General features: G+C 66.1%; 23 protein-coding genes and 1 pseudogene. 6 read left to right on the top strand and 18 right to left on the bottom strand.

Features of this window, described 5'->3' with window-relative positions; all coding sequences use genetic code 11:
- Window positions 1-52: 52 nt before the first annotated feature.
- From hflC to LRS53_RS09875, 9 genes are all read right to left on the bottom strand, one after another.
- Window positions 53-922, bottom strand: coding sequence for a protease modulator HflC (gene hflC, locus LRS53_RS09915; protein ID WP_017642910.1), 870 nt, complete (start codon window positions 920-922; stop codon window positions 53-55).
- A complete protein-coding gene (hflK, locus tag LRS53_RS09910) occupies window positions 922-2109 on the bottom strand; it encodes an FtsH protease activity modulator HflK (protein WP_231355754.1) in 1188 nt (395 codons plus the stop codon). Before hflK ends, hflC begins: the two co-directional genes overlap by 1 nt.
- Before the next feature lie 98 nt (window positions 2110-2207).
- A complete protein-coding gene (hflX, locus tag LRS53_RS09905; protein ID WP_017642908.1) occupies window positions 2208-3512 on the bottom strand; it encodes a ribosome rescue GTPase HflX in 1305 nt (434 codons plus the stop codon).
- 20 nt (window positions 3513-3532) lie between these two features.
- On the bottom strand, window positions 3533-3778 hold the full coding sequence (gene hfq, locus LRS53_RS09900; protein ID WP_007161156.1) for an RNA chaperone Hfq: 246 nt from the start codon (window positions 3776-3778) through the stop codon (window positions 3533-3535).
- A gap of 87 nt (window positions 3779-3865) precedes the next feature.
- Window positions 3866-4846, bottom strand: a complete 981-nt coding sequence (gene miaA / locus LRS53_RS09895; protein WP_231355753.1) for a tRNA (adenosine(37)-N6)-dimethylallyltransferase MiaA — start codon at window positions 4844-4846, stop codon at window positions 3866-3868.
- A gap of 42 nt (window positions 4847-4888) precedes the next feature.
- Window positions 4889-6784, bottom strand: a complete 1896-nt coding sequence (gene mutL / locus LRS53_RS09890) for a DNA mismatch repair endonuclease MutL (protein ID WP_231355752.1) — start codon at window positions 6782-6784, stop codon at window positions 4889-4891.
- Entirely contained in the window at window positions 6777-8207 is a 1431-nt protein-coding gene (locus LRS53_RS09885) for an N-acetylmuramoyl-L-alanine amidase (RefSeq protein ID WP_231355751.1), read from the bottom strand. Before LRS53_RS09885 ends, mutL begins: the two co-directional genes overlap by 8 nt.
- 38 nt (window positions 8208-8245) lie before the next feature.
- Window positions 8246-8707 (bottom strand): tRNA (adenosine(37)-N6)-threonylcarbamoyltransferase complex ATPase subunit type 1 TsaE, encoded by a 462-nt coding sequence (gene tsaE, locus LRS53_RS09880; protein WP_231355750.1) that lies wholly within the window; start codon window positions 8705-8707, stop codon window positions 8246-8248.
- Entirely contained in the window at window positions 8695-10182 is a 1488-nt protein-coding gene (locus LRS53_RS09875; protein WP_231355749.1) for an NAD(P)H-hydrate dehydratase, read from the bottom strand. Before LRS53_RS09875 ends, tsaE begins: the two co-directional genes overlap by 13 nt.
- 61 nt (window positions 10183-10243) lie before the next feature.
- Here LRS53_RS09875 and queG point away from each other — a divergent pair, with 61 nt between their 5' ends.
- Window positions 10244-11308 carry a tRNA epoxyqueuosine(34) reductase QueG gene (gene queG / locus LRS53_RS09870; protein ID WP_231355748.1) on the top strand — a complete coding sequence of 355 codons (1065 nt, stop codon included), beginning with the start codon at window positions 10244-10246 and terminating at the stop codon, window positions 11306-11308.
- Window positions 11309-11324: 16 nt separating this feature from the next.
- Here queG and LRS53_RS09865 read toward each other — a convergent pair whose 3' ends face one another.
- The 6 genes and pseudogenes from LRS53_RS09865 to LRS53_RS09845 form a co-directional block, all read right to left on the bottom strand.
- Window positions 11325-12008 (bottom strand): DUF2931 family protein, encoded by a 684-nt coding sequence (locus LRS53_RS09865; RefSeq protein WP_231355747.1) that lies wholly within the window; start codon window positions 12006-12008, stop codon window positions 11325-11327.
- Window positions 12005-13729, bottom strand: a complete 1725-nt coding sequence (locus tag LRS53_RS09860; protein ID WP_231355746.1) for a phospholipase effector Tle1 domain-containing protein — start codon at window positions 13727-13729, stop codon at window positions 12005-12007. The genes LRS53_RS09865 and LRS53_RS09860 overlap by 4 nt, the downstream gene beginning before the upstream one ends.
- 9 nt (window positions 13730-13738) lie before the next feature.
- Window positions 13739-13876: pseudogene (locus tag LRS53_RS23855) on the bottom strand (PAAR domain-containing protein); the annotation flags it as partial.
- A gap of 97 nt (window positions 13877-13973) precedes the next feature.
- Window positions 13974-14588 (bottom strand): trimeric intracellular cation channel family protein, encoded by a 615-nt coding sequence (locus LRS53_RS09855; protein WP_042137396.1) that lies wholly within the window; start codon window positions 14586-14588, stop codon window positions 13974-13976.
- 16 nt (window positions 14589-14604) lie between these two features.
- On the bottom strand, window positions 14605-15153 hold the full coding sequence (gene orn / locus LRS53_RS09850; protein WP_231355745.1) for an oligoribonuclease: 549 nt from the start codon (window positions 15151-15153) through the stop codon (window positions 14605-14607).
- A 50-nt stretch (window positions 15154-15203) separates the two neighbouring features.
- Window positions 15204-15974 (bottom strand): class I SAM-dependent methyltransferase, encoded by a 771-nt coding sequence (locus LRS53_RS09845; protein ID WP_231355744.1) that lies wholly within the window; start codon window positions 15972-15974, stop codon window positions 15204-15206.
- 94 nt (window positions 15975-16068) lie between these two features.
- On the opposite strand from LRS53_RS09845, the gene rsgA reads away from it, so the two are divergent.
- Window positions 16069-17091: a small ribosomal subunit biogenesis GTPase RsgA gene (rsgA, locus tag LRS53_RS09840; RefSeq protein WP_064307623.1), complete on the top strand. Its 1023-nt coding sequence runs from the start codon at window positions 16069-16071 to the stop codon at window positions 17089-17091.
- Between the two features lie 44 nt (window positions 17092-17135).
- On the opposite strand, the gene LRS53_RS09835 is transcribed toward rsgA, so the two are convergent.
- The 3 genes from LRS53_RS09835 to motA all read right to left on the bottom strand — a co-directional run bounded on the left by LRS53_RS09835 (window position 17136) and on the right by motA (window position 19913).
- Window positions 17136-17735: a nitroreductase family protein gene (locus LRS53_RS09835; protein WP_231355743.1), complete on the bottom strand. Its 600-nt coding sequence runs from the start codon at window positions 17733-17735 to the stop codon at window positions 17136-17138.
- 163 nt (window positions 17736-17898) lie between these two features.
- Window positions 17899-19062: a flagellar motor protein MotB gene (locus tag LRS53_RS09830; RefSeq protein WP_231355742.1), complete on the bottom strand. Its 1164-nt coding sequence runs from the start codon at window positions 19060-19062 to the stop codon at window positions 17899-17901.
- Window positions 19062-19913 (bottom strand): flagellar motor stator protein MotA, encoded by an 852-nt coding sequence (motA, locus tag LRS53_RS09825; RefSeq protein ID WP_017642892.1) that lies wholly within the window; start codon window positions 19911-19913, stop codon window positions 19062-19064. Before motA ends, LRS53_RS09830 begins: the two co-directional genes overlap by 1 nt.
- 117 nt (window positions 19914-20030) lie before the next feature.
- Here motA and LRS53_RS09820 point away from each other — a divergent pair, with 117 nt between their 5' ends.
- The 4 genes from LRS53_RS09820 to LRS53_RS09805 are packed head-to-tail and all read left to right on the top strand — an operon-like array spanning window position 20031 to window position 25168.
- Window positions 20031-21548, top strand: coding sequence for an HDOD domain-containing protein (locus tag LRS53_RS09820; protein WP_017642891.1), 1518 nt, complete (start codon window positions 20031-20033; stop codon window positions 21546-21548).
- A 57-nt stretch (window positions 21549-21605) separates the two neighbouring features.
- Window positions 21606-22415 carry a rhodanese-like domain-containing protein gene (locus LRS53_RS09815; RefSeq protein ID WP_231355741.1) on the top strand — a complete coding sequence of 270 codons (810 nt, stop codon included), beginning with the start codon at window positions 21606-21608 and terminating at the stop codon, window positions 22413-22415.
- Between the two features lie 16 nt (window positions 22416-22431).
- Window positions 22432-23340 (top strand): archaetidylserine decarboxylase, encoded by a 909-nt coding sequence (gene asd, locus LRS53_RS09810; protein ID WP_231355740.1) that lies wholly within the window; start codon window positions 22432-22434, stop codon window positions 23338-23340.
- Between the two features lie 43 nt (window positions 23341-23383).
- A complete protein-coding gene (locus LRS53_RS09805; protein ID WP_442968497.1) occupies window positions 23384-25168 on the top strand; it encodes a molecular chaperone in 1785 nt (594 codons plus the stop codon).
- The last annotated feature ends 9 nt before the right edge of the window (window positions 25169-25177 follow it).

Below are 25177 nucleotides of genomic sequence, written 5' to 3'. Positions count from 1 at the left end.
GGCGATCGGGGATGAACGACGAGCGAAGCCTAGGCGCCGTTCATCCCTGACCTCACTGCCCAGGGCTCTGGAAATACTTGAAGAAATCGCTCTTCGGATCCAGCACCAGGACATCGCTCTTGCTGGAGAAGCTGGAGCGATAGGCCTGCAGGCTGCGATAGAAGGAGAAGAACGACGGATTCTTCGAGTAGGCCTGGGAATACACCTGGGCCGCCTGGGCATCACCTTCACCGCGGGCCTGTTCGGCCTGGCGATAGGCTTCGGCCAGCAGCACGCGGCGCTGACGATCGGCGTCGGCACGGATGCCTTCGGCCAGTTCGCGACCCTTGGCACGGTGCTCGCGGGCTTCCCGCTCGCGCTCGGTGCTCATCCGCTCATAGACGCTGCGGCTGACTTCCTTGGGCAGGTCGATGGCCTTGACGCGCACGTCCAGCACCTCGATGCCCAGCTCCTGGTTGGCCATCTTGTTCAGGGCCGCGGTCAGCGAACCGACCATGGCATCCCGCTCACCGGAGACCACCTCATGCAGGGTGCGACGACCGAACTGGTCACGCAGTCCCGCTTCCAGGCGGCGCAGCAGGCGTTCGTCGGCGATCTGCTTGAGCCCCGAAGTCGCCGTGTAGTAGCGATCGGCATTGAAGATGCGCCACTTGGCGTAGGCATCGACCATCACCGCCTTCTTTTCCAGGGTCAGGAAGCGCTGCGTCGGGGTATCCAGCGTCTGCAGGCGGGCATCGAATTTGCGCACCCGGTTGACGTAGGGAATCTTGAAGTGCAGGCCGGGCTCCAGATTGGGCTCGACCACACGACCGAAGCGCAGCATCACCGCCCGCTCGGTCTCCTTCACCACGAACAGACTGCTCCAGGCGGCGAGGCCCAGAACGACCACGACGATCAGCGCGGCCAGCGATTTATTGCTCATCAGCGGCTCTCCCTGGTACGCGGCTCGGTGGACTGCGGCAGATTGCGAATGACCGAAGCGGCCGTGTCGCTCGACGCCGCCGGGGCAGCACCGCTGCTGATGGCCGAGGTCGGTGCCGGGGCACGGTTCTGCATCAGCTTGTCGAGCGGCAGATAAAGCAGATTCTGGCCGGCCTGACCGGTGACCATGATCTTGCTCGACTGGCCAAGCACTTCCTGCATCGTCTCGATATACAGACGCTCACGGGTCAGCTGCGGATTGACCGCGTACTGCACCGCTAGCTGGCTGAAGCGCGAGGCATCACCCTGGGCACGGGCAACGACTTCGTCGCGATAGCCGTTGGCTTCCTCGATGATGCGCTGGGCAGCACCGCGGGCCTCGGGGATCACGCCGTTGGCATAGGCTTCGGCCTGGTTCTTCTCGCGCTGCTCGTCTTCACGAGCCCGGATCACGTCGTCGAAGGCTTCCTGGACTTCACGCGGCGCCGAGGCGCTCTGGATGTTCACCTGGGTCACGGTGATACCGGTCGCATAGGTGTCGAGGAAGCGCTGCAGCCGCTCGCGGACGCTGGTGGCGACCTGCTCACGGCCGTCGGTCAGCAACTGGTCCATGGTCGAGGAGCCGGCCACGTGGCGCACGGCGCTGTCGGTCGCCTGCTGCAGGCTGACCTCAGGCTGGTCGACGTTGAGGACGAAGTCCTTGAGGTTGGTGATGCGGTACTGGACGGTCAGCGGCACCTCGACGATGTTCTCGTCCTGGGTCAGCATGGCACCCTGTTTGCTGTAGGCCCGCTCACGGGTCACGTTTTCCTGATACTTGGTCTCGAAGGGCGGGAAGTAGATGTTCAGGCCGGGCCCTACCGTCTCATGGTATTTGCCCAGGCGCAGCACCACCGCCTGCTCCTGCTCGTCCACGACGTAGACGGCGTTGTACAGCCAGAGGGCGCCGACCAGCAATACGCCCAGCAGCAGCAGACCCTTGCCACCACCCGAGCCAAAGCTGTCGCCGCCACTGCCGCCGGACCGCTTCTTGCCGCCGACCAGGCGGTTGATGCGGTCCTGAAACTTACGCAAGGCTTCGTCGAGATCCGGCGGCCCCTTGCGTCCACCATTGCCGCCACCGTTGTTGTTGCGGCCGCCCCAGGGGTCTTGATTGTTCGAGTTGCCACCGGGCTCGTTCCAAGCCATAGCGCTCTCCCTACTGATAACGCGAAAACGCGCCGAAATGGCGCGCCGACCAATGCTACCGGATGGTCCCTGCCCGAACAAAAGCGCCGAGCGGGGGTTTATTGCAAAACATGTTGCTGGATAAAGACTTCCGGCTCTTCACCGGCCCGGCTGAGCAGTCGATTGAGTTCGGCGCGGGGTACTCGTACAGACAACAGGATGTTGCCTTCGTCATCATGATCGTCCTGGCGAACCACGCCCAGCTCGAACAGCTGGGCCCGCAGCCGGGCGTGCCGCTGGGGCAGCCGCAAAACCCCGACGAAAAGATCCTCGCCGAGCAATTCGGCCACGGCCTGACCGACCAGCTCCAGACCGCGCCCCTCGCGTGCCGACACCCAGACCCGAATCGGGCGCCCGGTCTCGTCGTCGCGCTGGATATGCGGCTCGACCCCGTCGAGCAGATCGAGCTTGTTGTAGATCTCCAGCATCGGCAACTCGTCGGCGCCGATTTCGTGCAGCACCGCCTCGACCTGCTCGATCTGCAGCTGGCGATCATCCTCGTGGGCATCGATCACGTGCAGCAGCAGATCGGAGTTGCTGGATTCCTCCAGGGTCGCGCGGAAGGCCTCCACCAGCTTGTGCGGCAGATGGCGGATGAAGCCCACGGTATCGGCCAGCACGATCGGCCCCAGGTCCGGCAGTTCCAAACGGCGCAGGGTCGGATCGAGGGTGGCGAACAGCAGGTTGGCCGCGTAGACGCCGGATTCGGTGAGGCTGTTGAACAGGGTGGACTTGCCGGCGTTGGTGTAGCCGACCAGGGACACCGAAGGAATCTCGGCGCGCCGACGACCGCGCCGAGCCTGCTCGCGCTGGCTGCGTACCTTGTCCAGGCGCTGGCGAATCTGGCGTATGCGGATCCGCAGGAGACGACGGTCGGTTTCCAGCTGGGTTTCACCCGGGCCGCGCAGACCGATACCGCCCTTCTGGCGTTCGAGGTGAGTCCAGCCGCGTACCAGCCGGGTGCTCATGTGCTCGAGCTGGGCGAGCTCCACCTGCAGTTTGCCCTCGTGGGTGCGGGCGCGCTGGGCGAAGATGTCGAGAATGAGGCCCGTGCGATCCAGGACGCGGCACTCGAAGGCTTTTTCGAGGTTGCGTTCCTGACTGGGCGTGAGGTCATGGTTGAAGATGACCAGATCGGCGGCATGAGCATGCACCTGATCGTGCAATTCCTCGACCTTGCCGGTACCGATGAGATAACGCGCCGTCGGCTGGCTGCGGTTCACCGTGACGAACGCCACGGTCTCCGCACCCGCCGATCGCGCGAGTTCGAGAAACTCCTGAGGATCTTCGCGCGCCTCGGGATGCAGGCCTTCCAAATGGACCAGAATGGCCCGTTCACCACCTTCGTGACGCTCGAAGAACAACAGGGCGCTCCTCTTGTTATTTATTCGCTATCCGACTCGCTCGTCTCGGAGCTAGGCAGACGGACCGGGCGGCTGGGCACCACGGTGGAAATCGCATGCTTGTAGACCATCTGGCTGACGGTGTTCTTGAGCAGGATCACGAACTGGTCGAAGGACTCGATCTGACCCTGCAGCTTGATACCGTTGACGAGATAGATGGAAACCGGAACGCGCTCTTTACGCAGGGTGTTCAGGTAAGGGTCTTGTAGCGAATGCCCTTTTGACATCGTGTCGCTCTCCTAAAGAAATGAAAATACTGATCTGGCGACATGCCAGTTTCCGCTGCCCACCATGGACACGCGGACAAAAACGATTCAGCTGCGAGGCGATATGGAGTCGCCGGCCAGGCATTTCAAGATCCGTGGCAGATTGTCACAAGCCAGGCTGTCGAAGGTGTGCGCGGCGGGCCAGCCACGCAACCAGGTCAACTGCCGCTTCGCCAATTGCCGCGTCGCCGCAACGCCACGCGCCACCATCTCTTCCCGCGTGCAATCCCCTTCCAGGAACTCCCACACCTGACGATAGCCTACGGATCGCATGGACGGCAGACCAGGATGCAGATCGGGACGTTCCCGCAAGGCTGAAACTTCGTCGATGAAGCCCTGTTCCAGCATCAGACCGAAGCGCTCGGCGATACGCGCATGGAGCACCTCACGCCGACCAGGCGCCAGGATCAATTGGGCGACAGTATAGGGTAATTGCGTCTGGGGCGCGCCGTTCGAATCGGCATTGGCACTCATTTGCAACGCGCGATGCGCGGTCATCGACTGGCCGCTGACGCGATACACCTCAAGGGCGCGCAGAAGGCGCTGGGGGTCGTTGGGATGGATGCGCGCCGCCGACACCGGATCGACCTCGGCCAGTTGTCGATGGATCTCGCCCCAACCTGCCGCGGCCGCCAGGGCTTCGATCTCGGCGCGGACCCCGGCATCGGCACCGGGCATGTCGGCCAGGCCTTCGAGCAGGGCCTTGAAGTAGAGCATGGTGCCGCCGACCAGCAGAGGGATGCGGCCGGCGGCGGTGATTTCGGCCATGGCCGCCAGGGCATCGGTGCGAAATTCGGCGGCGGAATAGCTCTCGGCAGGGTCGCGGATGTCCACCAGCCGGTGCGGATGGGCAGCCAGCACCTCGGCGCTGGGCTTGGCGGTACCTATGTCCATACCCCGGTAGATGAGCGCCGAATCCACGCTGATCAGCTCGATGGGCAGCAACCGGGCCAGTTCGATGGCGAGGTCGGTCTTGCCGGAGGCGGTCGGCCCCATGAGAAAGATGGCGGGCGGCAGGGGGGCGGTCATTGAGGATTCTCGGAGGACGCCGCGCAGGACGCGGCGGGGCGGTCAGCGGCCGCGCAGGAAGAGTTTGTCCAGGTCATCCAGGCTGAGCTGGGCCCAGGTGGGACGGCCGTGGTTGCACTGGCCGCTGCGCTCGGTGGTTTCCATGTCGCGCAGCAGGGCATTCATCTCCGGCAGGGTCAGCCGCCGGTTGGCGCGTACCGAGCCGTGGCAGGCCATGGTGCCGAGCAGTTCATTGAGGTGCGCCTGAATGCGATCGCTGGTGCCATAGTCCAGCAGATCGGCGAGCACGTCCTGCACCAGTCGCGCCGCCTGGGCCTGCTTGAGCAGCGCGGGGATCTGGCGGATGGCCAGGGTCTCGGGGCCCAGGCGCTGCAGCTCGAAGCCGAGGCGCTCGAACCACTGGCCGTGCTCTTCGGCGCAATCGGCCTCGCGCTCGCTGACCGCCAGGGACTCCGGCACCAGCAGTGGCTGGCCGCGCAGGCCTTCGCTGGCCATGGCCACCTTAAGCCGCTCGTAGGTGATGCGCTCGTGGGCGGCGTGCATGTCCACCAGGATCAGGCCCTGGGCGTTCTCGGCCAGGATGTAGATACCCTTGAGCTGCGCCAGGGCATAGCCCAGCGGCGGCACGTCGCCCTGTTCCGCGGGCAGGGGGGCAGCCTCGGCACCTGTCGGCAGCGGCGCGAAGAAGGCCTTGTAGGCGCTTTGCACCTCGGCCACCGGCGCGCCCGCATAGGGCTGCGGGGTCGGCGCGTAAGGCGCAGCACCCGATCCGCCACCACCGGCGAAAGGCTGGGCAGGCGGCGCAGGACTGTCGTGCAGGACGGCGGCGGCCAGGCGCATCTCGCCCTGGGGGCCGAATTCACCGGCGGCCGGACCGCTCAGGGGCGCCGGCGCCGTGGGTGCCACCACGGCGAGCTGGTCGTCCGGGCGGATGTCGCCGAGGGCGCGGTGCAGGGTGCCGTAGAGGAAGTCGTGCACCTGGCGGCTGTCGCGGAAACGCACCTCGTGCTTGGTGGGGTGGACATTGACGTCCACCGTCGCCGGATCCACTTCGAGGAAGAGCACAAAGGCCGGGTGACGGCCGTTGTAGAGCACGTCGCGATAGGCCTGGCGCACCGCGTGGGCGACCAGCTTGTCGCGCACCATGCGGCCATTGACATAGAAGTACTGCAGATCGGCCTGGCTGCGGGAGAAGGTCGGCAGGCCGACCCAGCCCCAGAGGCGCAGGCCGTTGCGCTCGTGCTCCAGCGGCAGGGCCTGTTCGAGAAAGCCGGGGCTGCAAACGGCGCCGACCCGCCGCCCCTGGCTCTGGGGATCGCCCGCCGGATGCAGGGCCAGCACGCTCTTGCCGTTGTGCCTCAGGTGAAAACCCACGTCGAAGCGCGCCAGCGCCAGGCGCCGCACCACTTCCTGCAGGTGATCGAATTCGGTCTTTTCGGCGCGCAGGAACTTGCGCCGCGCCGGCGTATTGAAGAACAGGTCGCGCACCTCCACCGAGGTGCCCTGGGGGTGGGCGGCAGGCTGTACCCGTGGCTGCATCTCGCGCCCCTCGGTCTCCACCTGCCAGGCCTGGTCCTCGCCCCGGTAGCGCGAGGTCAGGGTGAGCCGGGACACCGAGCTGACCGAGGCCAGGGCTTCGCCGCGAAAGCCCAGACTGGTGACGCTTTCCAGTTCGTCCAGGTGGTAGATCTTGCTGGTGGCGTGGCGCGCCAGGGCCAGCGGCAGGTCGTCCGCCGGGATGCCATGGCCGTCGTCGCGGATGCGCAGCAGCTTGACCCCGCCCTGCTCCACCTCGATGTCGATGCGACGGGCACCGGCGTCCAGGCTGTTCTCCAGCAGCTCCTTGGCCACCGAAGCGGGCCGTTCGACCACCTCGCCGGCGGCGATCTGGTTGGACAGCCGCGGACTAAGCAGCTGGATGCGCCGGGGTTCAGTCATTGCTGGCCGCCAGTTCTTGGGTGGGGATGGTCAGGACCTGGCCGGAGCGGATGCGGTCGCCCTTTAGCCGATTGGCGGCGCGCAGGGTAGAGAGGTCGACATCATAGCGACGCGCGATGAGGCTCAGGCTTTCGCCCGGCTGCACCCGGTGCTGATCGATGCCGCGCACGCTGCCGACCTTGTCGCCCCGCTGCTCGCGCTGCCAGGCCAGGTAGGTGCCGGGCGGCGGGCGGTGTTGGAAGTACTGCACGATACCGGCCTGGATCTGCCGGGCGAGCAGGCCCTGGTGCGCCGGACTGGCCAGCTTGGCCGACTCGTTGGCATTGGTGATGAAGCCGGTCTCCACCAGGATCGAGGGAATGTCCGGCGATTTCAGCACCATGAAGCCGGCCTGCTCCACCCGCGAATGCAGGAGCTTGGTCGCCCGCCCGACCTGACCGAGGATGGTCTGGCCGACCTCCAGGCTGGAGGCCACGGTGGCGGTCATGGACAGGTCCATGAGCACCCCGGCGAGCATGGGATCCTTGTTGTCCAGGGCATCGGATACCCCACCGACCTGGTCGGAGCGGTTTTCCGCATCGGCCAGCCAGCGTGCGGCCTCGGAGGTGGCGCCGCGCTGGGACAGGGCGAAGACGGTAACGCCCTCGGCGCTGGCGCTGGGCGCGGAGTCGGCATGGATGGAGATGAACAGGTCGGCGCCCTTCTTGCGGGCGATGACCTGCCGTTGGCGCAGCGGGATGAAGTAGTCGCTGGTGCGGGTCAGCTCGGCGCGAAAGCCTTTCTGCCGGTTGAGATTGGCCTGCAGCTGCTTGGCGATGGCCAGCACCACGTTCTTCTCGTACAACCGACCGCGGCCGATGGCACCCGGGTCTTCACCGCCGTGGCCGGGATCGATCACCACCACCACGTCGCGCTTGCCGCTGGGGCTGGAGGGCAGACGGGTCGCCGGCTGGGCCGGGGTCACCGGGGTGGCCGGCAGATTGGGCGTGACGGTGGCGGGGATGTCGCTGGCGGCCGGATCGGTGCCCTGGTCGTAGAGATCGACCACCAGGCGATTGCCGTATTCCTTGTTGGGCGCCAGGGTGAAACTCTTGGGCGTCAGGGCGCCCTTGGTGTCCAGCACCAGGCGCACCTCGCCGGGCGAGCGCTGGGCTGCCCGCAGGCCAGTGATGGGGGTGTTGCGCAGCGGCTTTTCGTTCAACCCACCGTCGAGCTGCGCGCCGGACAGGTCGATGACGATGCGGTCCGGGGCACTGAGGGTGAAGACGCTGGCCTTGACCGGGCCGGTCAGATCGAACACCAGACGGGTGTTGTCGGGCGCACGCCAGACGCGCATGCCCTTGATCTGGGTGGCGGCCAGCAACTGACTGCTGAGAATCAACAACAACAGGCCGAGTCCCGACCTGAAAAAACACTTGCGCATGCCTGCGACCGTATAGCTGGAGAACGAAGGATCGGCGCCTAGGGCGCGAGGGCGGCGCACCAGGCCTCGCCGTGAGCACCATGACTAGTCAGGCGCAGATCACGGCCGTCGGCGCGTGGCGTAATGGTAATGTCCAGGTCGGGCTTTGGCAAAAAGCCCTGACCGCGCTCGGGCCATTCCACCAGGCACAAGGCCTCGGCTGTGAAGTAGTCGCGAATCCCCATGAATTCCAGCTCTTCGGGATCGGCCAGGCGGTAGAGGTCGAAGTGGTAGACCGGCCCACTGGGCAACTCGTAGGGCTCGACCAGGGTGAAGGTGGGACTCTTCACCGCCCCGGTGTGGCCGAGACCGCGCAGGATGCCCCGCGACAGGGTGGTCTTGCCGGCGCCCAGATCGCCGTGCAGATAGAGTACGCCACGACCGCCGCTGGCCTGGGCCAGGCGGGCACCCAGGGCATACATGGCGTCTTCGTCGGCGGCGTGCAGGGTCAGTTCAGGCATGGCTGGAGTTCCTCGAGCAACTGGCGGGCGACCGGGGGCAGATCGCTGGCGGCGAGACCGCGGCCCTGGCGACCCAGCTCGGCGCCGGCACGGCCGTGCAGCCAGGCGCCCAGGCAGGCGGCCTCGAAGGGCGCCAGCCCCTGCCCCAGCAGGGCGGCGATGATACCGGTGAGGATGTCTCCCAGGCCACCCGTGGCCATCGCCGGATGCCCCTCGCCGCACAGCGCCATGCGGCCATCCGGATGGGCGATCAGGGTACCGAAGCCCTTGAGCAGCGCCACGCCGCCGTAGCGCCGCGCCAGTTCGCGGGCGCTGCCTGGACGATCGGCTTCGATGTCCTGGATCGAGACCTGCAGCAGCCGCGCCGCTTCGCCCGGATGGGGCGTCATCACCCAGGGCCCGCGCGGCGCCTCGACCACGCCGGCGGCCAACAGATTGAGCGCATCGGCGTCCCAGACCTGGACGACGTCCAGCGTCGCGGCGGCACTGGCCAGCGCCTTGCCCCAGGCGCCCTGGCCCAGGCCCGGCCCGACGGCGAGCACATCGGCCTTCTTGGCCAATTCCAGTACGGCGAAACTGGAACGTACGCCGGCGACCATCACTTCCGGCCGCCGCGCCAGCACCGCGGTGACGTTGGACGGCCGGGTCGCCAGGCTGAGCATGCCGGCACCGCAGCGTAGCGCCGCCTCACTGGTCATGATGGCCGCACCCCCGGTGCCTTCGTCACCGCCGATCACCAGCAGATGGCCGTATTGCCCCTTGTGCGCATTGAGCGGGCGCGCCGCCAGGCGCGGCAGGTTGCCGGGCGCCAGACGCTGAGCGGTGGCATGGGCGGGATTCTGTGGTTCCTCCATCAGCGGCTCGAACACCAGGCTGCCGACGTGATCCGGCCCCTTGCCGGTGAACAGTCCGAGCTTGAGACCGATGAAGGTGATGGTCAGATCGGCGCGCACCAGGGCGCCCGCCGCGGCGCCGGTGTCGGCATCCAGCCCGGAGGGGATGTCGATGGCCACCACCGGCAATTCGCTGGCGTTGATCCGCTCGATGGCCGCGGCATAGGGCTCACGCGCCGCGCCTTTGAGTCCGGTACCCAGCAGGGCGTCGACCACCACACCTTCCAGCGGGGCATCCGCGCGCCAAGGCTGGATGTCCACGCCGGCGGCCAGGGCCTCGGCATGGGCCAGGGCGGCATCGCCCTGGAGTCCGGCCGGATCGGCCAGGTGCCAGACCCGCGCCTGCCAGCCCGCCTTGCGCGCCAGCGCAGCGACCAGGTAGCCATCACCGGCATTGTTGCCACCGCCCGCCAGTACGCAGAGGGCGCCGGCATGGGGCCAACCGTGGCGCAACGAGCGCCAGGCCGCGGCCGCCGCGCGTCTCATCAACTCGAGACCGGGCAGACCGCCGGCGATCAGTTGGGCGTCGAGATCCCGCACCTGCTGGGCGCTGTAGAGCTGGAACGGCAGTTCGTCGTGCATGCTGGGAAAGCCTCCGGAGTCTGGCAAAATAGGCGGCCCTCCTGCCTGTGCGCTCCCGTCGATGTCCGCTGTCGCTCTCGATCTCGCCGCCCTGGCCGACCTCATCAAGACCTGGGGTCGGGAATTGGGCTTTCAACAGACCGGCATCGCCGGGCTGGATCTGGCACGTCACGAGGAACATCTGGAGCGCTGGCTGGCCGCCGGTTTCCATGGCGAGATGGACTATATGGCCGCGCACGGCAGCAAACGTTCGCGACCGGCCGAACTGGTCCCGGGGACCCTGAGGGTGGTGTCCCTGCGCATGGACTACCTGCCCGGCGACACCCGCATGAGCGAGCGCCTGGCCGATGGCACTGCGGCTTATATCTCCCGCTACGCCCTGGGCCGCGATTACCACAAGCTGATCCGCAAGCGCCTGCAGCAGCTGGCCGAGCGTATCCAGGGCGAGATCGGCCCCTTCGGCTATCGCGCCTTCGTCGACAGCGCGCCGGTGCTGGAAAAGGCCATCGCCGAACAGGCTGGCCTGGGCTGGATCGGCAAGAACACCCTGGTGCTCAATCGCAAGGCCGGTAGCTGGTTCTTTCTCGGCGAACTCTTCGTCGACGTGCCCCTGCCAGTGGACGAGCCTACCCCACGCGACCACTGCGGCACCTGCCACGCCTGCCTGGACATCTGCCCGACCCAGGCCTTCGTCGGCCCCTATCAGCTCGACGCCCGGCGCTGCATTTCCTACCTGACCATCGAGTTCAAGGGCTCCATTCCACTGGAGCTACGGCCCTTGATCGGCAACCGGGTCTTTGGCTGCGACGACTGCCAGTTGGTCTGCCCCTGGAATCGCTTCGCCAAGCCCACCGCCGAAGGAGACTTCCAGCCACGCCACAGCCTGGACAGCGCCAGTCTGGCCGAGCTCTTTCGCTGGACCGAAGCCGAATTCCTCAGCCGCACCGAAGGCTCGCCGCTCCGCCGCGCCGGCCACGAACGTTGGCTGCGCAACCTGGCCGTGGGCCTTGGCAATGCCCCAACCAGCATCCCGGTGGTGGAAGCCCTGAAGCTGCAGCGCGAGCATCCCTCTCCCCTGGTGCGTGAGCACGTGGAATGGGCGCTGCAGCGGCACGGCGAGGCCTGAGCGGAAAGCTAGGCGCTCACGGCCCTACCGTGGTGTAAGGGATCGGTGCCCACCAGCTGCCGTAGGGCACGCCGTACTTGTCGACATAGCGCTTGACCACCGGCGACAGCGGCCGGTACTTGCCGTTGGATTTGCCGCCATAGGGCCCCTTGGGCTCGATCTCGGCCTGGAGGGTCAGGACTTCGATGGGGTCGAGGCAGGGGCCCATGATCCAGACCTTGACCACGCCGCCGGGCGCCAGGCCGATGGTGAGGGCTTCGCGATAGTCGAAGTGGTAGCCGCTCGGACACTGGCCCGGGATAGGCTCGACCATCTTTTCCCTGGCCCAATCGGGGATGGTGAAAAGCGCGTGATAGGTTTGAGGCTCGACCATGGATTGCCAGCGTAGGGAGACGACGTAGGGCAGATCCAGGCCGGTCAGAGTACGACCTTTGCCTGAGCCGATTCTTTCTGGCCAGCCCTCTGCGCGAATCGCCAGATTTTCAGGTTTGCCATAAGACACTACTCCCCCCATGGCATTGGGAAAGATGCGCCCGCTGTTATCACCAATATTGACTTGCTCCAGCCAAACTTCCATGTAGTTAGGCGCTATAAAGCCCAAATACCAGGATTCGTAAGGCATTTTTGGTTTGGTCGAGGCATTGGATTGGCAGCCAGTAATACACAATACCAAGATGAGAAGCAGCCAAAAGCGACTCATATCGGATACCCCGTCTGCGGTCGATTGGGGTAGACGTTGCGCCTACCATCGTCCGTAGGAGCATCGACGAAGATCGTATCCACATTGCCCAGGCCACTGCCCATGCGCGCATTCCAGTGAGCCGACCTGTGCACATAGCGACTGAGCAGCAGACGACTTTCAGCCTGATTCAGGGGCTCAGGCGCAGGCGAAGCGCCTGCCTGGAGCTTGCTGGCTATCGGAGCGAGTTCGGCCGGCAAACGCCATTCCGGATCCTCGTCATCGAGGGTCGTGAAAGGGACACCCTGGGCAGTGGCCAGACGGTGCATCATCCGCAGGTAAACCAGGGATAGCTCTCCACGAACCTTTCGCTCCAGCCGTATCGCAGCGAAGACTTCGACTTCCGGCAGGTCGCTCCGGACGCGGTGCAACTCGAGGCGCCAAGTGTCGATGCGTAGGCGAGTGCTGGAGGAATCGTACCAAGGCGCCCGTTGCAGGCGCCGCAACTCCAATTCGGCCTGACGATAGCTCCAGGCCTGGTGGCTATCCGTGCCCCTGGGCTCACGGGTAGCCCTTGGCCGGGTCAACAGCAATCGCTCCTGCATCTCATCCAGGTAGCCGCCCCCGACATCGGCGTGGGCGCCGGGCAGGAAGATCTCCTCATGCTCGGGCGCCACGCTGGTCAGGGCGAAATTGCGGCGGTACTCGTGCTGCGCCGCCAATTGCACAACCTTGAGCGCGCAATTAGCCGGCAGATAGAGATTGAGCCCCGGATTAATCGCATTGGCTGGACTGAAGTCGCGCCGCAGAGGATCAGCAACTGCTGCCACGGTATCGAACACGCCAATGAAATTGAGTTTCACCTTGGCGCGCTTCCAGGGAAGACACGGCAACAATCCTGCCGCCGCAATACCACCATCGACCTTTAATACCTCATTGGCGAAATGCCGCGCTGCTGCCGCCCCTCGGCTAAAACCAAAAAGATCGAATTCGACAGCCTCGACGGATACTTTGGGATTACTGAGTCGAAACTGTACGTATTGTTTGGCAAAGGCGGATGGGAAACTGTGGACGCAGCCCAACACGCCGCTTTTCCCCACGCCCGTCCCCATGGAAAACAAATTGTCCGGCTGGCCAGCTTGAGTCCCAATACCTTCGATATAGACAGAAATACTGGCTCGAACCTCGCTTTTATCGAGCTTTCGATCCACATCGCTCTCATACAACCGATACAACCGCGCAATATTCGTCTCCGCCCCCGCATAGCTGCCATCCGCACTCAGCATGAACCTTTCGCAGTGCCGGACGATGCTCTCTGCCTGGTCCCGGCGAAAGCCCTGCTCTTCCGCACGACAAGTCGCGCCGGTGGCGGCGTTGAAGAGGTTGTTGCCGGTGCCGTCGAAGAAGACGCCGATGCGCAGGGTGATGCGCTGTTCTATCGGGCGCTCCGCCTGTTCGCCGACTTCATCCCTGGCACCGGGTGCGCCATGCGGGTGTTTGGTAGGCGCCTCGATACCCTGTCGCTCCCGGTCGCGCAGCGCCGAAGGCTTGCCCTGCCCCGGTGCCAGGCCGGTAGCGCCTGCACGGCTTGCGCAGGCACCCTTGGCTGCGCCGCCTGGATCCAGGCCGATGATGACACTGCCGGAACCACCGATCACCACACCACCATGGCTGGTGACACTGCCGAGTACCGCCGCCGGCCGGCCGTTGATCAGGACATGGGGGATGACCGCCGCGCTCAAGGCAGCGCCACAGTCACAGGCATGACCGAGGGTCGCGGCAGGCAGGCCATCGAAAGACACATCAGAGGAGCCCTGGGCCAGGGCCGTGGTACCGCACTTGAGGCAGGCGACGGCGTCGCCCAGGCGAACAGCGGGCTTTCCAGACATCACCGATCTACCTATCGGTCACTGGGGCCCTGAAAATGCCGCATAAAATGCTCTAGAACAAGGCTTTCAGCGCAGCGCCGGGCAATCTGCCACGACCCTAGCCATGGGGATCGTCCGGATAGGTGAAGGTCGGCATCTGCCAATTGAATCTCAGCGCCAGCAGGCGCAGCAGCAGCCCCGCGGCCAGGGTGATGAGCAGCGCCTGCTCCTCGCCGAGCCACGGGCGGCAGAGCAGATAACAGCCAGCGGAGAGCACAGCCACGCTGGCATAGAGCTCGCGCCTGAGGATCAGGGGCACGTCGTTGCAGAGGATGTCGCGCAGGATGCCGCCGCAGGTGCCGGTGAGGGTGCCGCTGACGATGACGATGGCCGGGCTCAGGCCCATCTCCAGGGCCACCTGGCAGCCGATCACGGTAAAGGCCACCAGGCCCAGGGCATCGAGCACCAGGAACAGCCGGCGCAGATAGCGCATGACCCGGGCGATGGCCACGGTGGCCAGGCCCGCGCCGACGGTGAGCGCCAGGTACTCCGGGTGCTTCACCCAGCCGAGCGGATAGTGCCCCAGCAGGACGTCGCGCACCGAGCCGCCGCCCAGGGCGGTGACGCTGGCGATCAGCGCCACGCCGAACAGGTCCATGCCGCGGCGACCCGCGGACAGGGCGCCGGTCATGGCCTCGGCGGTGATGGCCACCAGATAGAGGATGGACAGCAGCACGGCTGCGCGGCCATCAGACCTTGATGAAGTGCTCGCGGTAGTGCCGCAGTTCAGCGATGGAATCGCGGATGTCGTCCAGCGCCAGGTGGCTGCCGCTCTTCTTCACGCCGTCACGCACATGGGGCGCCCAGCGCGCGGCCAGTTCCTTGAGGGTGGAGACGTCCAGGTTGCGGTAGTGGAAGTAGGCTTCCAGCGCCGGCATGCGGCGGTAGAGAAAGCGGCGATCCTGGCAGATGCTGTTGCCGCAGATCGGCGATTTGCCCTTGGGCACCCACTGCTGCAGGAATTCCAGGGTCAGGGCCTCGGCCTGGGCGGTGTCGACGGTGCTCTCGCGCACCCGCTGGGTCAGCCCCGAACCGCCGTGCTGACGGGTGTTCCACTCGTCCATGCCGGCCAGAATCTCGTCCGACTGGTGGATGGCCAGCACCGGGCCCTCGGCCAGCACATTGAGATCGCCGTCGGTGACGATGGTGGCCATCTCGATGATCACGTCCCGATCCGGATCCAGGCCGGTCATTTCCAGGTCGATCCAGATCAGGTGCTGCGGATTGGGGGTGGTCATGGTGAACTCCTTGATAATGGCAGCAGTGTAGCAGTGCGCCTGCCGCGCACCTACCGGCGCCAGAGCAGCAGCCGGCTGCCACGCAGGTCACCCACTTCCAGCACCCTGTCCGCTGGCTGGCCGGGAATCTCGAAGGTGTTGCTGATCAGCCAGCTGCCGGCCCGCAGCTCCGTGCGAGCCTTGTCGCCCAGGCGTGGCATGGGCGCCGGGGAGAGAAAGCAGTAGACGACGTCGAACTCGCCCAGCTCCACTCGCCAGAGATCGCGATAGCGTACCTGGCAGTTGCGCCGTGGCAGGCAGCGCAGCCAGGCCAGGGCGAAGCTCAGCGGCGCCGTCTCCACGCCAACGAAGGTGGCTTGCGGAAAGCGCCGGGACAGATCGACCAGGGTATAGCCCAGACCGCAGCCCAGGTCGACGAAGCGAAAGGTCGGCTCGCGCTCGACGAGCAGTTCGGCCAGCCGCTCGCGGGTCTGGCGCCCGGTGAGATAGAGCGGCACCCGCTCGCGCAGGCTGTTCCAGTTCAACAGCAGGAGCAGCAGGAAGCCGAGCGCGGCGATACCCGCCGACAGGCCGCGACCACTGACCAGGTAGAGCGCCGGAGCGAACAGCAGATTGATGAAGACCCACCAGCGCGCCAGGCCCAGGCGTTCGCCCAGCAGCGCCGCGAGCACCGCCTGCAGGCACACCAGCAGCAGCAACGACGGGCGCTGCCCGGTGAAGCCGGCCCACAGCCGCAGTCCGACGACCGCCAGCACCAGGGCGGCCAGTTGCACCAGCACGGCCAGCAACAGGGGATAGCGCGAGGCGAGATGGGCCAGCATGGAGGCTCCAGAGCGACGAGGTGCGCCAAGTTTAGGTAATCGGCGAGAGGCGGCCAATGCTAGACTCCTCGACCCCGAAACCCGCGGACTTCCCATGGCCAAACGCCACCTGACCCGTCGCCAGAGCTGGCGGATCGAAAAAATTCAGACTGAACGCGCTGCTCGCGCGGAAAAGCGCGAATCCAAGCTGGTCGACGAACTGGAAGGCGGCGATCTCGGCCCGGAACAACAGGGCCAGGTGATCGCCCATTTCGGCGTTCAGGTAGAGGTCGAAGATGGCGAAGGTCGGCTGCAGCGCTGCCATCTGCGCGCCAACCTGCCGACCCTGGTCACGGGCGACCAGGTGGTGTTTCGCTCCGGTATCCAGGGCAATGGCGTCATCGTCGCCCAGTTGCCGCGCCATTCGGAGATCTGCCGGCCGGACATGCGCGGTCAGCTCAAGCCGGTGGCGGCCAACGTCGACCGCCTGGTGATCGTCTTTGCCCCGCTGCCCACGCCCCATGCCAACCTCATCGACCGCTACCTGGTGGCGGCCGAGCATGCCGGCATTCAGCCGCTGCTGCTGCTCAACAAGGCCGACCTGATCGACGAGCACAACGGTCCGGCGCTGGACGAACTGCTGGGCATCTACCGCGAGCTGGACTATCCGCTGCTGGAGGTGTCGGCCCACAACGGCCTGAGCATGGACCAGCTCAAGAGCGCCCTGGACGAACACGTCAGTGTCTTCGTCGGTCAGTCCGGCGTGGGCAAGTCGTCGCTGGTGAACGCCCTGCTACCGGGCGTCGATACGCGCGTCGGGCCGCTGTCCGAGCTGACCAACAAGGGCACCCACACCACTACCACCGCCAGGCTCTTCCACTTTCCCGATGGCGGCGACCTGATCGACTCACCCGGTATTCGCGAATTCGGCCTCAGTCACGTCAGCCGCGACGACGTCGAAGCCGGCTTCAAGGAATTCGGCGACTACCTCGGCCACTGCCGCTTCCGCGACTGCAAGCATGAGCGCGAACCCGGTTGCGCCCTGCTCGCCGCCTTGGAACGCGGCGATATCCATCCGCAGCGGATGGCCAGTTACCGGCATATCCTGGCTAGCCTCGAAGGCGAGTCACGCTACTAACGAAAACGCCGGGCAAGCCCGGCGTTTTTATCGATCGACGACTATCAGCCAAAGACGCGGAAGCGCTCGGCATCGTCCATGAAGCCCTTCTCGGGGAAGTCGCCCTCGTTGGAGCCGAAGGGCATTTGGGCGCGCAGGTGCCAGGTCTCCGGCAGCTTCCACTCGGCGGCGGCCAGGGCGTCGGGCAGCGGATTATAGTGCTGCAGGTTGGCGCCGATGCCGGCGTTGGCCAGGGCGGTCCATACCGAGAACTGGGCGATGCCGCTGGCCTGTTCCGACCAGATGGGGAAGTTGTCGGCATAGGCGGGATACTTGTCCTGCAGGCCGGCAACGACATGCCGATCCTCGTAGAACAGCACGGTCCCGGCGCCGGCCGCGAAGCTGTTGATCTTGCCCTCGGTAGCGGCGAAGGCGTCGGCCGGCACGATCTGCCGCAGCGCCTGCATGACGAAGCCCCAGAACTTGTCGCTTTCGGCGCCGAACAGGATCACCGCACGCGAACTCTGCGAGTTGAAGGCGGAGGGCGACAGCTTGACCGCCTCCTGGATCAGCGTGGTGACCTGGTCCTGGGCCAGCGGCAGATTCTTGCCCAGCGCATACTGGCTGCGGCGGCGCTTGATGGTGTCGATAAAGGCGTTGCTCATCGGGAGGCTCCTGCAAGGGAATCGGAGATCGAGAGACCGCGCGCCAGGGCGCAAGGTGCCCGATCCGTCATGAAACCCCTGCAGCTTACCCAGCCCTGCCCGCGCCAACGGACGAAAAAACCGAACGCTAGCAGCGAATTTTCCTATCGATCGCCATGACCGCTCAGGGCTTGCTCTGGATGACGCCGGCGTCGAAGGCGTTGATCTGCTGCTTGAAGGCGGCGTTGTTGATGGGTTGCGCCAGATTACCGGTGGCGCTGACGCCACCGCTGGAGACCCCGCTGCGACTGGCAGCCGGCGCGCCATCGGTCGCCGGCTTCGGTGCCTGGCTGCTCCCGGCCCGTCCCTCGATGGCCTGCTGGGCCTTCTTGGTCAGGACGATGATATCGATGCGGCGGTTGACCGGATTGAGCGGATGCTCGCGATCGAAGGGGGCCGAGGAGGCATAGCCGACGATCCGCGCCACCTGCTCTTCCGGATAGCCACCGGCGATCAGCGCCCGGCGTGCGGCGTTGGCGCGACCGGCGGACAACTCCCAGTTGCTGAAGTCACCCTTGCCGTTGTAGCGCGCCGCATCGGTATGGCCGCTGATGCTGATCTTGTTCGGCACCTGGCGAATGGTGTCGGCCATGGCCAGCAGGATGTCCTCGAAATAGGATTTCAGTCGCGGACTGCCGGAGTCGAACATCGGCCGGTTCTCGGCATCGACGATCTGGATGCGCAGGCCGTCCTGGGTGATTTCCAGCAGGATCTGGTCCTTGAACTTCTGCAATTCCGGATTCTGCTCGATCTTGTTCTGCAGCTCCTGCAGCAACAGCTCCAGGCGCTCCTTGTCGACCTGCTCGGCGATCTTTTCCGCCTGGCTCGGATCCATCTTCGCCTGACTGGCAGCATCCTTCTGCTGCTGGGCCGCGTCGTTGGGCTGGCGCTTGTCGGACTGATCGGGCGCCTGGGTGGGATCGGGCGCGACGCGGTTGGAGTCGTTGGGATCGGCACGCTCCTGCACGTCCGGATTGACCTTGTTCTGGGTCGAATCCGGTTGCGCCTGGATCTCGGGATTCAGGGTGCGATCGGGCGCCGGCGTCGGCGTGCCGCCCAGGTCGATGACATAGGGACTGGCGCTTTCGGTGAAGCCGATCGGATCCTGGAAGTAGCCGGCGATGGCCTTCTTCTGCTCTGGGGTGGCCGAGGACATCAGCCAGAGCACCAGGAAGAACGCCATCATGGCGGTGGCGAAGTCGGCGAAGGCGATCTTCCAGGCGCCGCCGTGGTGGCCGGCGGCGCTTTTCTTGATGCGCTTGACGATGATCGGCTGGTTGTTGTCCATCAGCTGCCCCGCATGGCCTGCTCGAGCTCACTGAAGGACGGCCGGTGCGCCGGGAACAGCACCTTGCGGCCGAATTCCACGGCGACGGTGGGCGGCATGCCGCTGGCGGCGGCGACCAGGCAGGCCTTGATGGCCTCCAGCACATTGAGCTCTTCCTTGGCGTCGTGCTCCAGGCAGGTCGCCAGGGGGCCGAAGAAGCCGTAGGCCGCGAGAATACCGAGGAAGGTACCTACCAGCGCGGCGCCCACGTGGCCACCGATGGCCGCCTGGTCACCCTCGCCGAGCATACCCATGGTGATCACGATACCCAGTACCGCGGCGACGATACCGAAGCCGGGCAGGCCGTCGGCGACCCGCGATACCGCGTGGGACGGATGCTCCAGCTCTTCCTTGATGCCGGCCAGCTCCATGTCGAACAGGCCTTCCAGCTCGTGGGGCGCCATGTTGCCGGAGGACATCAGCCGCAGGTAGTCGGCGACGTAGGCGGTCATCCGCTCATCCTTGAGGATGTTCGGGTACTTGCTGAAGATCGGACTGGCCTTGGGATCCTCGACGTCCGCCTCGATGGACATCATGCCCTCGCGCCGGCTCTTGTTGAGGATCTCGTAGAGCAGCTTGAGCACGTCCAGGTAGAAGGCGTGGGTGAAGCGGTTGCCAAACATCTTCAGCGACTTCTTGAACACCTGCATGAAGGTGCTGCCCGGGTTGGCCTGCAAGAAGGCCCCCAGGGCGGCACCGCCGATGATCAGGACCTCGAGCGGCTGGATGATCGCAGCGATCTTGCCATGCGCGAGAATGTAGCCGCCGAGGACAGCCGCGAATATCACGATGATGCCGATGATTTTTGCCATGGTTGGGAATACTGTGTGCTAAGGAAAATTGAGCCGGGGATCTGCCCTCACGTCCCCTTTATCGGACCCGGCGCCCCGGACTGAAGGCCTTTCATCAAATTTCAAGGCGACCGTCGTATGTCCAGCCGCCCAAACACCGTCGAAGACTGGGTCAAACACCTGGAAGGCGTACGCCTGCCGGTGGCCACCGCCACCGCGGAGCGTCTGCGCCGCGCCCTGGCCGATGGCCGTCTGGCGTTGCATGAGATCGCCGAACGGCTCTGCGAGTCACCACCCCTGGCGCTGGCCCTGCTACGCGAGGCCAATCGCGGCCATGCCAGCCTTGGCGATCCGGCCGCCAGTCTGGAGGCCGTGCTCGGCCGCGTCGGTCTCGGGCCGGCGGAGTACCTGATCGCCCGCCAGCCGACCCTGCCCGAGGAGCGCCTGCCGCGTCCGCTGCGGCAGCTATGCCTGGTCAGCCAGCACGCCATGACTCTGGGGCTGGGCCTGTTCGGTGTGCCCCTGGCGCGGCTGTGGCCGGACATCCGCCTGGCCGCCCTGCTCTTTCTGGCGCCGCTCTGGCCGCTGGCGACCCGTTATCCGGAACTCTTCGAGGAATGGGAACGGCGGGTGCTGGGCGAAGGCGAACCGGCGCTCAAGGTCGAGCGCGAACTGCTCGGCGTGCCGGCGATCCGCCTGTGCCAGGCGCTGGCCCGTCACTGGCAGTTGCCCGAGTGGATCGTGGAAGGCTATCGCCTGCTGGACCAGGATCGCCGGCAACTGGTCAGGGCGCTGCACATCGCCCATGGCGACGATCCCCTCGAACAGCAGCAGCGCCTCGACGAAGACCCCAATCTGCGCCGCTGGCTGACCCATCCCGGCAACACCATCCTGCTGGCCAACGGTCTGGCCCTGGCCAGCCACCATGCCTGGGATGGTTCTCATACCCTGCGCTGGCAGCGTTTCAGTGCCCTCTATCTGCAACTGCCGCTGGCACGGGTGCAGAGTCGCAGCCATGAACTGGCGGTGCAGGATGCCCAGCGCCATGCCCGACCCGGCCTCTGGCATCCGGCCGAGGGCCTGGTCTGGCCACCGGGCGAACGGCGCCTCAAGCCGGTGCCCCGGGTACAGGTCGCCAGCGAGAGTCAGGCACAGCGCTGGCGCGGGCTCTGCGAGCAGCTGCTGCACACGCCCAGCGCCTTCGCCACCCTGCCCCAGCTGTTCGATTGCGCCCGCCAGGCGCTGGTGGCCTGCGGCCTGCCGCGGCTGCTGTTGCTGACCCCGGATCGCAACGGCCAGAAGGGCAATGTCCAGTTGCACCACGGCCTGGACGACGCACCCGGCCTGCAACTGGATATCGCCAGCCACCCGCTGCTGGCCAAGCTGTTCGGCAGCCCCGGCCAGTTGCGCATCGATGACGGCAACCGAGCGCGCTTCGCGCCGCACCTGCCCGCCGATCTGCGCCGGCTGTTCAGCAACGAGCGGCTCTGGCTGCGCAGTCTGGGCTTTGGCGAACGGGTGGTGCTGCTGGCGATCCTGGACAGCGAACTGCAGCCAGCGGATCCCCGCCGGACCGCGGCGCTGGACAAGACCTTCACTTGCATCGAGCGCGCCATCGGCACCTTCGCCAATCGTCCGCGGGCACGACCGGCCTGACGCTGGCCGGTCAACCTCGGTACACTTCACCTTCTACGGACCGACGGGAAATCCGCGATGCCCTTTTCCGCCTTGCCCCTGGTGATCGAACCGGCCGATCTCGCGGCGCGCCTGGATGCGCCCGAACTCATCCTGGTGGATCTCTGCAGCGCCGCCCACTATGCCGAAGGGCATCTGCCCGGCGCGCGCCATGTCACGCCCGCCCGCACCCAGCTGGGCAGCAAGCCGGCGCCCGGCCTGCTGCCGGCCCAGGCGGACCTGGAACAGCTGTTCGGTGAACTGGGCCAGCGCGACGAGGCCGTCTACGTGGTCTATGACGACGAAGGCGGCGGCTGGGCCGGACGCTTCATCTGGCTGCTCGATGTCATCGGGCACGGCCACTATCACTATCTCAACGGTGGGCGCCAGGGCTGGATCGCCGCCGGCCTGCCGCTTAGCACCGAGGTACCCGCTGCGGCGGGCGCACCGGTCGCCCTGACCCTGCACGAGGAGCCCACCGCCAGCCGGGCCTATCTGCAGAGCCGGTTGGGCGCAGAAGACCTGGCCATCTGGGACGCCCGTGGCGCCGATGAATACCGTGGCGAGAAGGTGCTGACCGCCCGCGGCGGCCACATCCCCGGCGCGATCAACTTCGAATGGACCGCTGGCATGGATCGCGAGCGCCAGTTGCGCATCCGCGAAGACCTGGCCGCCGAACTGGAGCGCCTGGGCATCACCCGCGACAAGGAAATCATCACCCACTGCCAGACCCATCACCGATCCGGCTTCACCTACCTCGCGGCCAAGGCTCTGGGCTATCCGCGCGTCAAAGCCTATGCCGGCTCCTGGGGCGAATGGGGCAACCACCCCGACACCCCCATCGAATGACTGCCAAGGACCTCTCATGAAACTGCCAGACCGACTGTTCATCCTCGCCCAGCACCTGCTGCCGCACCATCTGCTGTCGCGGGTGATCGGTGGCTTCGCCGAGTGCCGGGCGCCCTGGTTCAAGAATCTGCTGACCCGCTGGTTCGTCCGTCACTATGACGTCGACATGCGCCAGGCCCAGGTGGAAGACCCCACCGCCTACGAGAACTTCAACGCCTTCTTCACCCGCGCCCTGAAGCCCGGTGCCCGCCCGCTGCCGGCCGAAGCCGGCGTGGTGGTGAGCCCCAGCGACGGCGCCATCAGCCAGCTGGGTCGGATCGAGCACGGCCGCATCTTCCAGGCCAAGGGCCACAGCTACAGCCTGCTGGAGCTGCTGGGTGGCGACGGCCTGCGCGCCGCGCCCTTCATGGGCGGCCATTTCGCCACCATCTACCTGTCGCCCAAGGACTACCACCGGGTGCACATGCCGCTCACCGGTACCCTGAAGGAGATGGTCTATGTGCCCGGGCGCATCTTCTCGGTCAACCAGCTCACCGCCGAGAACGTGCCCGAGCTGTTCGCCCGCAACGAGCGGGTGGTCTGCATCTTCGATACCGCCGTGGGCCCCATGGCGGTCATCCTGGTCGGTGCCATGATCGTCGCCAGCATCGAGACGGTCTGGGCCGGCCTGGTCACGCCACCCAAGCGCGAACTCAAGCGTTTCGCCTACGACGAGGCCGCGCGTGCGCCCATCACCCTGCGCACCGGCGACGAGCTGGGGCGCTTCAAGCTGGGCTCCACCGCCATCGTGCTGTTCGGCCCGGACGCGGTGAACTGGTCCGCTGAACTCGGCGCGCTGTCCACCGTCAACATGGGGCAACTGCTGGGGGTTCCGACCACGCCGGCCCCCTTGACCACCGTTTCCGAGCCAGGGCCTCTCGCCTAGATGCGCGGTTCATTGCCCATCGAACCAGGAGTATGCGCGGCGAATGGATAGCAAAAGGCCACAGCTCATGTTGCGGGTACCGACGCCCGATCAGCGCAGCCTGACGTTTTGTGACGCCACGCCAGCCGGCCTCAAGCGCTGGCTGGAGCAATTGCCGCGGGCCAAGCTGGGCGAATTCGCCCGGCTGCTCTACCAGGGCCTGCTGGAACTCAACCGGCTGATCCTGACGCCGGAAGCCCGGCTGCGCCTGCTCGAATCCCTGCGCCCGGACGTGCAGCGGATCTGCCAGTTGCTCGAACGCCATGTGCTCAATCAGGCCATCGTGCTCGACGAGCGGTCGCGCAAGGTCGCCAATCTCTGCCAGGCCCTGCAGAACCTGCTGGCCGCCGGCTACAAGCTGATCGTGGTCGAGGAAAGCGAGCGCGGCGAACGCAGCACGCTGCTCGCCACCGCCATCCAGCGCGCCCTGCGCGCCCTGCTCGGGCCGCTGATCCGCGCCGCCCAGCTCTATACGCCGGTTCACGACAACCTCTGGCTGGAGCTGCACCAACTCTATCGGCTAGCGGTGACCACTGGCCTGCACAACCAGAAGATTCGCGATGAGCTGCTGCCCGGCGACGGCAGCCAGACCATCACCCAGGCCTATGGCGCCGCCCTGCTGTTTGGCGCCGCGCGCTGCAACCAGCTGCGCCAGAGCCATATCGCCCAGCTGACCCTGCACCTGGACGACTGGGCCGGCCTGATCCGCCTGCAAGGCCCCGAGCAGAACGGTACCCTGATGGTGGTGGCGCCGCAGATCGACGCCCCGCCGCGCTATCGCTCGTTGCTCCGCGAAGCCAACCTCAGTGGCCTCCTGGGGCTCGCCCCGCAGCAACTGGTGCAGGCCATTGAGGACTATCTGGCCCTGGCGCCAGAACAGCGACCGCGCGCGCGCCTGCCGGTGCACGGCGATCTGTCCCTGGATCTGCTGCAACACCTGGTCGGGGCCTGGGGTCAGGAGGCGGATCGCGCCTTCCAGCGCATGCCCGGTCAGGGTCAGGTACAGGTCTGCATCGGCATGAGTGCCCTGCACTACCAGCTCGCGGGTGGTCAGGTGTTCGCCGACACCCTGCGCCTGTCGGCGCCGGTCGTGCCGGACGCCTTTGCGCCCAAGCCCAAGGAAGACGTCTGGTCGCTGGCCTTCGATGCCGATACCCGGGCACCCGATGCCCTGGACTGGAGCACCGAGTCCTTGGAAGAAATCCATTACGACGTTCTGCCCGGCGACCGCGAGGCGGCCACTCCGGCCTTTCCGATCCACGAGGTACAGGTGGTCAACCACAGCCCGGGTGGCTATTGCCTGAGCTGGAGCGGCGAGGTCCCCGAGCAGCTGCAGGCCGGCGAATTGCTCGGCGTGCGCCTGCCCGATGATCACAGCTGGGGCCCGGCGGTGGTGCGCTGGGTACGTCAGGTGCCCGGCAGTGGCACCCAGATGGGTGTTGAGCTGCTGGCCCCCACCGCACGTCCCTGCGGGCTGCAGCTGCTACGCAAGGCCGAGCAGAACAGTCAGTACCTACGAGCCCTGCTGCTGCCGGAGATCAAGGCCATCGACCAGGCGCCGACCTTGATCGCGCCGCGCCTGCCCTTCCAGGAGGGTAGCAAGGTGCAGATCAATCGGCAGGGCAACGAGCAGCGCGGCATGCTCGACCGGCGTCGCAGCATGACGGTCAGCTTCAGCGTCTTCGAATATCACCTGCTGGAACAGAGCAGCGCTCAGCCCAGCGGCGGCCCTGCCGGCGGTGGCGCCCGGCAGGAAGAAGACTTTGACTCGCTGTGGAAGTCTCTGTAGCTTCGATAA

The organism is Pseudomonas sp. PLB05 (genome assembly GCF_021106615.1).
GTDB lineage: Bacteria > Pseudomonadota > Gammaproteobacteria > Pseudomonadales > Pseudomonadaceae > Chryseomonas > Chryseomonas benzopyrenica.
Note: the sequence above shows the minus strand (reverse complement) of the source record. Positions and strands in the feature narration are given on the sequence as shown.